The sequence below is a fragment of the Thiocystis violacea genome, from assembly GCF_016583565.1.
Taxonomy (GTDB): Bacteria; Pseudomonadota; Gammaproteobacteria; order Chromatiales; family Chromatiaceae; genus Thiorhodococcus; species Thiorhodococcus violaceus_A.
The window spans coordinates 157,823-166,429 of record NZ_NRRF01000004.1; the positions used below are offsets into that span (position 1 = coordinate 157,823).

Genomic DNA, 8,607 nt, shown 5'->3' on the forward strand with positions numbered 1-8,607 from the left:
TCGGGGCACTGAGGATCGACAGGCGCGCCCATCATCCCCGTGCCGAGGTTGGAGCTGAGCCACGCGCACGGACCTTGCCCCATCCGAGCTGAAAGGGATCGCGAGGCCACAAGCGACAGCCAAGACGACGGCAGGCCGGCGGCATTCACGGCTGGTCTCCCGGACCGGGCACTTCATCCCGATCAGGCGAGCGCCAGGCGACGGGCTGGGAATAGCCGCGCACCCAATCGAGGACCGCGTTCGGCTGCATCGGGTGCGCAATGCCATAGCCCTGGGCGCGCTCGCATCCCAGCTGCATGAGCAGACGCCCGTGCTCCAGACTCTCCACGCCCTCGGCGATGACCTCCCGGCCGAACGCCCGCGCGAGCCCGATGACGCCCTCGACGATATCCCGATCCTCCCGGTTGTTCAGCATGTCGCGCACGAAGCTGCGGTCGATCTTGAGCACCCGAGCAGGCAGACGCCGAAAGTAGGTCAGTGACGAATAGCCAGTGCCGAAGTCGTCCAGCGCGAAGTCGATGCCGAGGAGCTCGGCCTGGCGAATGACCGAGCTGACGACCTCCAGATCGTCCAAGGCCGCCGTCTCCGTGATCTCGAACGCGATGTCCCTGGCCTGAACCCCGGGATGCTCTCCGATCAGCGCCAAAACCTCTTGCATGAGTTCGGGTCGCATGAGCGAGTGCGCCGAGAGATTGATGAGGAGCCGCAGCCGCAATCCGCTGGCAATCCAACGCGCCTGCTGGGCCAGGGCCTGCCGCAGCACCCAACGGTCGAGTCGGCGCGCCAGCTCGATCCCCTCGATGGAGGGGATGAAGTCGGTCGGTGGGAGGAGGCCGCGCTGCGCATGCTGCCACCGCACCAACGCCTCCAGGGCCTCGACCGCACCCGTGCGCATGTTGACGATGGGCTGGTAGAGGAGCCGCAGCTCATGGGTGTCGATCGCTTTGGCGATGCCGCGCAGCAGCGCCCGATTGGCGGCGACCAGACGGTCTTCGTCGGGGTCGAAGAACTGGTAGTTGTTCCGGCCGCGCTGCTTGGCCAGATACATGGCGTGATCGGCATGACGCAGCAGGGTATCGGCATCGCAGTGATCGCGCGGGTAGAGCGTGACGCCGATGCTGGCGGAGATGGGCGTTGTCTGGGGCGCGATGAGCTTGCGCTCGGAGAGGTTGCGCAGGACCCGGTCCAGCGTCTGGGCGCAGACCTCCAAATTGGTGATATCGGTGAGCAGCAGGGCGAACTCGTCACCACCCCAGCGCGCCACGGTGTCGCCAGGCCGCACGCTCGCGGCCAGCTGCTCGGCGACCGCGCGCAGCAGGGCATCGCCGACCTCGTGACCAAGGCGATCATTGACGGGCTTGAAGTCGTCCAGATCCAGGTAGCAGATCGCAAGGTGGGAGTGCTCGCGCTCGGCCACCGCGATGGCCTGCTGGAGCCGATCGAGCAGCAGACGACGGTTCGGCAGCCCGGTGAGCTGGTCGTAGTAGGCGAGGGACTCCAGGCGCGCGTGCGCATCCCGCACCGTCTGCTCGGCCAGCTTGCGCTGGGTCACATCGGCAAAGACACCGACCAGATCGCCGCACGGCAGCTTGTAGACGTGGCCCTCGATCCAGTGATCGCGCTGCGCGTCCACATAGCGGGCCATCGGTACCGCCTCCGCCCGCGCCGTGCGATGGACCCGCCTGAGCACATCGAAGACACCGCTGCCGGCAAGGCCGGGAAAGACCTCGCGCACCCGGTGGCCCTCCACCTGCTCCGCGCGGACGCCAGCGATCTCGGCCGCCGCCGGATTGAGCGAGACCAGCGCGAAATCCTCACCGCCATCGAGCGCGCGGTAGACCCAAACGCCGTCGTTCATGTGATCGATCAGCTCGCGGTAGCGCACCGCCGCATGCAGGAGCTGGGTCTCGCTCTCGCGCCGCGCGGTGATGTCCTGCCCGGTGGCATAGACCAGGCCCGACTCGGGCTGCCCGGTCGCCGACCAGACGAGGGTGCGAATGCGGCCATCCGCGCACCGGATACGGGTCGCGAAGCAGCGGCTGTCACGCCCGTCCGCCACCGCCATGAACTCGGCGCGGGTCGCCTCGACGTCAGCCGGCGCAAGCAGATCGAAGAAAGAGCGCCCAACCAGGGCGTCCTTGCCGTATCCCAGGATCTCGGTCCAGGCCGGATTGATCCTCTGGATGGCGCCGGCCCCGTCGGCGATGAGAAAGAGATGCAGCGAGAGGCTGAAAAACCTGGACTGCTCATCCTCGGCCTGCTTGAGCCGGGTGATGTCGCGCACCACGCCGGCGACGCGGACGGCCTTGCCCGCCGCGTCACGCACCGCGTTGCCATAGGATCCGAGCCAGCGGACGGAGCCGTCCGGCCAGATGATACGGAATTCGAGATTGTGCTCCGTTCCTTGCTCCACGCAGGCGCTGACATCCGCCTTCCAGGCCAGCAGGTCCTGGGGGTGGATCATGGAGACCAGGTCCTCATGGGTGCCGCGAAAGACACCGGGCGGCAGCCCCCACAACGCCTCCGTCCCCTCGAACCAGCGGACCTGGCCGGTCGCGGGATTCCAGTCCCAGACACCGGTCCGCGAGAGCCTCAGGGCCAGGCGCAGGTGCTCCTTGGAGTCCTTGAGCGCCTCCCCCATCCGCACCCGCTCGGTCACGTCCAAGGCCGTGCCGAACAGCGCCGCGGTCCGCCCATCCTGATCGCGACAGACCCGGCCGATCAGTTCGATACTGCGTGGCGCGCCGCCCTCGGGGTGCGGCAGGCGATAACGCGCCGACAGCGTCGTGCCCTGTGCAAGGGTCTGATCGATGGCGCGCCGCAGACCCGAGCGGTCCTCCGCATGGACGAGCCCCAGCCAGCACTCCAGCGTCAGATCCCCAGGCGACACGTCGTGAAGGTGGCACCAGGCGGCCCGCGGCTCGACGGAGCCCGAGGCCAGGTCGAGCCGCCAGCCGCCGACCTGGGCGAGCTGGAGCATCTGATCGAGCAGGAGCACGGGGTCGCCGAGCAGATCCAGGCCGCCGGTCACGGGCGCCGCGGGCTGCGCGTCGGCCGGTCCCTCGGGAGCGCCGGACCCGGTCATGGGTCTGCGCCGGCAAGGCCGGCGATGCGGTGTGGAGACGCACCTGCCATGGGCGCGCACCAGTCCGTTATCGAGTGTTCCAGGCGAGCGTCCGCGCATCGCCCCAGTCCCAGCCGATCCATGTGCATCATCCCTCGCAACGCATGGTCACCGCCGCGAGAGCACATCCAGCCGCTCCGGCCTGCTCCTCGACGGTTCTGCTCGAAGACGAATATCGGCGCCCATTCAAAGGGAAGCCGTCTGCTCAGCTACCAAATGTCTGATGCGCAAGCCACCGCCAGACCGGTAAGTCTGGTCGGAGCCGCGAACGATTTCAGGGTGTTTTTATAGCGGGCAGAATGACGACAAAACTTGAACCAGTTCTCACCGTGACCAACGGGGCATTGCCGCTATCGTGGCAGACTGCAGCCAGCGTCATGCGCTTGCGGGGGTCGCCGTGGAGATCTGAGACTGGACGTCCTGCGCCCAAGCGAAGGCCTCGAGGAAATAGGTGGAGAGAAGCTGCCGGTCCAACCCAGGCGGGGGCGGCGTGCCCTGCTCATCGATCAACTCGAATTGGACGGCATTCGCCAGAACCTGCCCGAGCGGCCCCTCATGCCTGAGAATGGCACCCTTGACCGCGGCGTCGAGCGGCAGGTGCTCCAACGCCGAGGCCAGCGGGATTTCCAGGATCTCGTCGAGATTGGCGAAGAGGCCAATGGTAAAGAGGGCATCCTTCTCCTTGGGCAGATTGTGCTCACCCACGATCTGGCAGAAGCGTGCATAGGTCAGGGCGCGCGTGAAGCTGTACTGCCCGTGCGAGCCCAGGTTTCCGAGGGCGATGAGCGCCGCCCATTGGCGGATGGTCCGCAGTCCCACGAGCGAGATGGCCTGCATCAGGGTATGGACGGGCCGCCCCTGCGAAATCCCCGCGCTGCCGAGGAAGCGCAGCAGCCGGTAGCTGAGACTCACATCCTGACTGATCAGGCGCTCGACATCCTGCAGACCAATGGTGTCATCCTGCAGACGCGCCAGGATCTTCAGGATCTGCAAGCGGTTCTCCTGAGGACGCTTGCCGGAAATGACGTGCGGCCTGGCCAGGTAATACCCCTGAAAGAGATCGAAGCCCATGTTGAGGCACTGCACGAACTGGATGCGATTCTCGACCTTCTCCGCCAGCAGCTTGGGCCGGAAGCGCTGGGCAACGGAATCGAACTTGGCCTGGATCGCATCTTCGTCGTCACCCAGCACGTCGATCTTGACGATGTGACTGAGCCTGAGCAGCGGCTCCCATTCGGTCTGATAGACGAAATCGTCCAGCGCGATCTCGAATCCCGCGTGCACCAGCTTCTGGACCACGGCGACCAGCTCCGGGGTGATCCGCACGTTCTCCAGGATCTCCAACACGACCCGATCGGGCGGGAGGGTCTCGACAAGACCGCTGGCGAGCAGACCTTCGGTGAGATTCAGGAACAGCTTCTTGTCGTGCCCCAGGCGCTCGGCGCCAATGTCCGAGAAGGCGTTGATAATGACATGCGAGCTGGCCGAGTCGCCGTCGACGCCGCTGCTTTCGAAACCGCCTTGCTGGTCGCGAAAGAGCAGCTCGTAGGCCACGACCTGCCGCTCGCGATCGAAGATGGGCTGAACGCCGAGAAAGATGTCAGTCATGATGGAGAGAAGGAGTCAAAGAGACGGAAGCGAGCCGAGACCAGCATCGCAGCATGCTCGCCCAAGGCACCCTGGCTCTGTCGTGATCGCAGTCACGCATCTGGGGCACGAGGCCGTGGCATGAAACAGAACCACCTTCATGCTCACCATCCCAGCCCGGCCCTACCCCCTGAACAGGAGGGCATCGATCGGAACGATGACGGGCTCGGTCAAAGACAGGTTACGCCCAAAGCCAGGGATCAGATAGCCTCGACATGCTTAGACATGCGCCTCCAGGCGCCGGTCGCGGCCTATCGGCATCACTGAAGGATCCGCACCCGCGCGAAGTCGACCCGGCCTCGATGAAGATGTCTGACTGAGTCGAACCAGCGGGACTCAGGCATGACGGATGGCGCATCCTGACACCCAGGCAAACCCGCCAGCTCGGCAGGATGGGCCGAGTCAGCGCTGGTGATTCGCCCTTGGCCTCGACGCCGGGCGGACGTGCCCATCCCGCAAGGCTCGACGCTGGGACGATGGGCACGCCCGCCGATCCTCGGCGCCGCGAACAAGGTGCATCGCGCGGGCTGTTGTTGCCCGCACATCGCCTCAGAAGGTCTTGGTGACCTGCAGGCCGATCAGGTGGGCGTCCATGGCGTAGTCGCCATTGAGCGCCGTGCTGCCGTTGAGGTCTGAGCCGGTATAGACGCGGCTGCCGCGGTAGTCGCGATCCACGGCCATCACATAGAGGTAGGCAGCCTCCAGGGTGTAGCCCTGACCCAGCGATTGCGCGAGACCAAGACCGAAGAGGTGCCGGTCGTTGTCCGGCACACGGGCGCTGAAGTGGTCATCGCCCTGGCCGGTCTCGTCATAGGTATAACCGAACCTCAGCTGGGTCTGGGGCTGGACCTGGTAGGTCAGGCCGAGCCGATAGGCATTGGCGTCGTCCCAATCGTTCTGGTCGGCGAAGATGACCGCACCGGTGTTGTTCCCCGTGGCCTTGAGATCATTGAAGGCGCTCCAGCCGGTGCGGTTCACGTCGACCTCGACCGCCATGCGTGGGTTCACCGCATAGCGCGCCCCGAGCTGCAACCGCCAAGGCAGATCGAAGTCCAGCTCCGCCCTCTGGCTCGGCGCCTGGCGCCCCAGATAGACGAGCGTGCTGCTGTAGGCGACGTAGTCCCCGCTCAGCGCGACGGTCGAGCTGGAGCGGTAAGAGGCACCGAAGCTCCAGGCTCCATGGCGATAGAGGGCGCCGAGGTTGAAGCCCAGCCCGGTGCCGTCGCCGCTCATCGAGCCCGCCGTCGAATTGAGCTTCGCGGTCTTGGTCCAGTAGACGTCCATGCCGGCCGAGAGGCTCAGGTCCGCGTTCACCCGGTAGGTTGCCGTCGGGCTGAAGTCCAGCACTTCGAGCTGGCTGGTGGTCGGGTGCCCGAGCGGCACCTGGGGGTCCAGCGGCGCGGGCACGGCCAGGGTTCGGGTCCCGCTCACCGCGGGGAAGGTGCCGTCCCGCCAGCGTGTCTCCAGACCGAAGGGCGTGCTGATGCCAAAGCCGAGACGCCATTGCTCGTTGACCTTGAGCGCGGCCTGGATCATGGGCAAGACCAGCCAATCCGCGCCCTGGCTGTCGTGCGTTCCGCTCGCCGTCTCGACCGAAAAGTCGGGGCTGATCAGCAGCGCCCCCAAGGCGATGCTGGAGCTGTCGTGAAAGCCCATGGCCGCGGCGTTATAGCTGAAGGCGCCGGTCTCCTCGGGATTGGCGACCATCGCATTGGTGGTGCCGATACCCGCCACCGAGGTCTCCGGCAGCATGAACCCGCCCGCCTGGACGGGCGCCTGAATTCCGACCACGCCGGCTGCGAACAGCAGCGCGACCGAACGGGTGATCCTGCAATTGATCATGAGGCGCTTCCTTAGGTCATTCATTGAGAGTGGAGCTGATGGCCTTCGAAGGATCCCGTTCATTCCTGCTGAGTGCTGACAGCACCCCGAGCCGCGAGCCATGGTGGCGCTCCCCGTGCTCACCATTGGCTCTACCAACCCCCGCGCGCATGCCATAAGAGACGCCACTCCGGCCCCTTGCGAATCGCCGAGGTTGGCGACACCTGATGGACGAACCGCGCCGATCCAATTCGAAGCGGTTATCCGCGTGACTGCGGCGAAACATCGACTTGGCCCGTCGCGCTTCCTCGAGAGCTTGCCTGAAGCCTCGGAAAACACTGTCTTCCATGTTCCATTCGGACCTGCTTGGCCGCTGAGAACTCTATCTCACGTTTCGGAGTTGAAATTCGCCATAGTGACGGTCTCATGCCTCCATAGAATCAGGCTCTGCGCCCTCCAACTGGAGGGTGAAGTCATCGAGTTGTAATGCCTGGACAAAGAAGCGCTGCACCTGCTCATCGATGGCGCTCATCACCACGGCGGTGGCGTCCCCGAGCGTCTCCTGGAGTCCGTCGACGGCCTCGGCGATCAATGCTCGAAAAAACCCCCACAGTCGCTTGGCGAAATCCAGGTGAGTGAGCTGCTCGCCGATGGCGGCGCGGACCTCGCAGACGCGCCCCCCGGCGCCCTGCAGTTGTCCGAGCACCAGCAGGCAATAGCGCACGGCGGTCAAGTGAATCGAGGCCACGTGGGAGGCGAAGGTCTCGGTTTGCTCCCAGAGCAAGCCCAAATACTGCTTGGCTTCCTTGAAGTAGACCTCAATGCTCCAGCGCAAGGCGTAGGTTTCCAAGATGGTTGCCGGGGAGAGGGCGCGATCGGTGCTCAGGAACAGTGCCCAACGGTTCGCCCCAGCGGGGCCGTCAGCGTCTTGGCTGAGGCCGCGGACAAAGAGCAGACGCACCGGGATCCACGCCACCTCGCCGTCGCTGTCCACGCTCAGCTCCACATCCAGGCAATAGGCTTGATAGGGCACGCCCTTGAGGGTTTGCCAGTGCTTGCGCACGCTGTGACGGTACAGCCCTTGGGCGTCCAAGAGTTGGGTGTGTTGTGCCCCGTCCTTCCAGGTCGTGAGGCGATACTTCATCGTGTTTTTCTTCATCCGCACGATCGCCGTGAGGTTGAGATCCAACGCCGTCTTGATCATGGTCTTGGTCCCGAACCAGGCATCGGCCAACAGCACATCGGCATCCAATCCCTGGCGCTGCGCGCGTCGCAGCATGTCCGCGGCCAACTGCGGCTTGGTGCGATCCCGCGCGTCGGCGTAGCGACGCGCCTCGACGCTGCGTCCATCACGAAAGCCAGCCTTCAGCGGATGTGCGCCTTTGCTGCTGATGTAAATGTCGCTATCCAGGGGCAGGAACGTCTCCTGCGTGGCCACGCCCAGCGTGAGGATCTGCTGGCCTTTGACGGTGCGTCCGCTGAGATGATCGAAGTGCCGCGAGACCCCTTCCAGGCGCTTACCTCGGCGCGTCTTCACCGAGTCGTCCAAGACGTAGGCACGCAGGCGGCTGTCCTTGAAGCGACCGGCGCGATAGACCTTGAGCGCCACCGCGCCATGAAAGGCGCGCCAATTGAGATCTTCGCGGGCCAGGACATCATAGAGCGCGTCCTTGTTGGCCGCGGTGAAACGGCGCAGCGACTGGCGTGCGAACAGGGCGATGCTCTCGCGCCCAACCCACACCCACATCAACAGGAGATAGACGATCTGCGCCGCCGCCAGGCCACTGCGTTTGTGAAAGCCTAGCTTCGTGAGCAGCGCCGAGAGCCCCAAGTCGCGCCACAGATCGGCGAACAGGTTATCCGCCAGGGTCTGCGTCTCGCTCAGGAAACCGCTGGTGAGACTTGGCAGCGCCGTCTGGGATGTGGGCGTCTTCATCGTGGCCTCTTGAGTGGTTGTCATGATTCAAGCACATGACATTTTACCATTTTTGAGGACATTATTCCTTAATAAACAA

4 protein-coding genes are annotated in these 8,607 nt (G+C 65.0%); all 4 read right to left on the bottom strand.

The annotated features are described in order from the left end of the window. Positions 1-145: 145 nt before the first annotated feature. A complete protein-coding gene (locus CKO23_RS03130) occupies positions 146-3,085 on the bottom strand; it encodes a sensor domain-containing protein (protein WP_200328288.1) in 2,940 nt (979 codons plus the stop codon). A gap of 414 nt (positions 3,086-3,499) precedes the next feature. Beyond that, positions 3,500-4,732 carry an EAL and HDOD domain-containing protein gene (locus CKO23_RS03135; protein ID WP_200328289.1) on the bottom strand — a complete coding sequence of 411 codons (1,233 nt, stop codon included), beginning with the start codon at positions 4,730-4,732 and terminating at the stop codon, positions 3,500-3,502. A 588-nt stretch (positions 4,733-5,320) separates the two neighbouring features. Then, positions 5,321-6,613: an OmpP1/FadL family transporter gene (locus CKO23_RS03140; RefSeq protein WP_200328290.1), complete on the bottom strand. Its 1,293-nt coding sequence runs from the start codon at positions 6,611-6,613 to the stop codon at positions 5,321-5,323. A gap of 403 nt (positions 6,614-7,016) precedes the next feature. Further along, entirely contained in the window at positions 7,017-8,528 is a 1,512-nt protein-coding gene (locus CKO23_RS03145) for an IS4 family transposase (RefSeq protein WP_242482175.1), read from the bottom strand. Positions 8,529-8,607 lie beyond the last annotated feature (79 nt).

Bases quoted from the DNA above. Each gene is read 5' to 3' on its own strand.
- CKO23_RS03130 (WP_200328288.1), bottom strand. From the start codon at position 3,085: ATGACCGGGTCCGGCGCTCCCGAGGGACCGGCCGACGCGCAGCCCGCG.
- CKO23_RS03135 (WP_200328289.1), bottom strand. From the start codon at position 4,732: ATGACTGACATCTTTCTCGGCGTTCAGCCCATCTTCGATCGCGAGCGG.
- CKO23_RS03140 (WP_200328290.1), bottom strand. From the start codon at position 6,613: ATGATCAATTGCAGGATCACCCGTTCGGTCGCGCTGCTGTTCGCAGCC.
- CKO23_RS03145 (WP_242482175.1), bottom strand. From the start codon at position 8,528: ATGAAGACGCCCACATCCCAGACGGCGCTGCCAAGTCTCACCAGCGGT.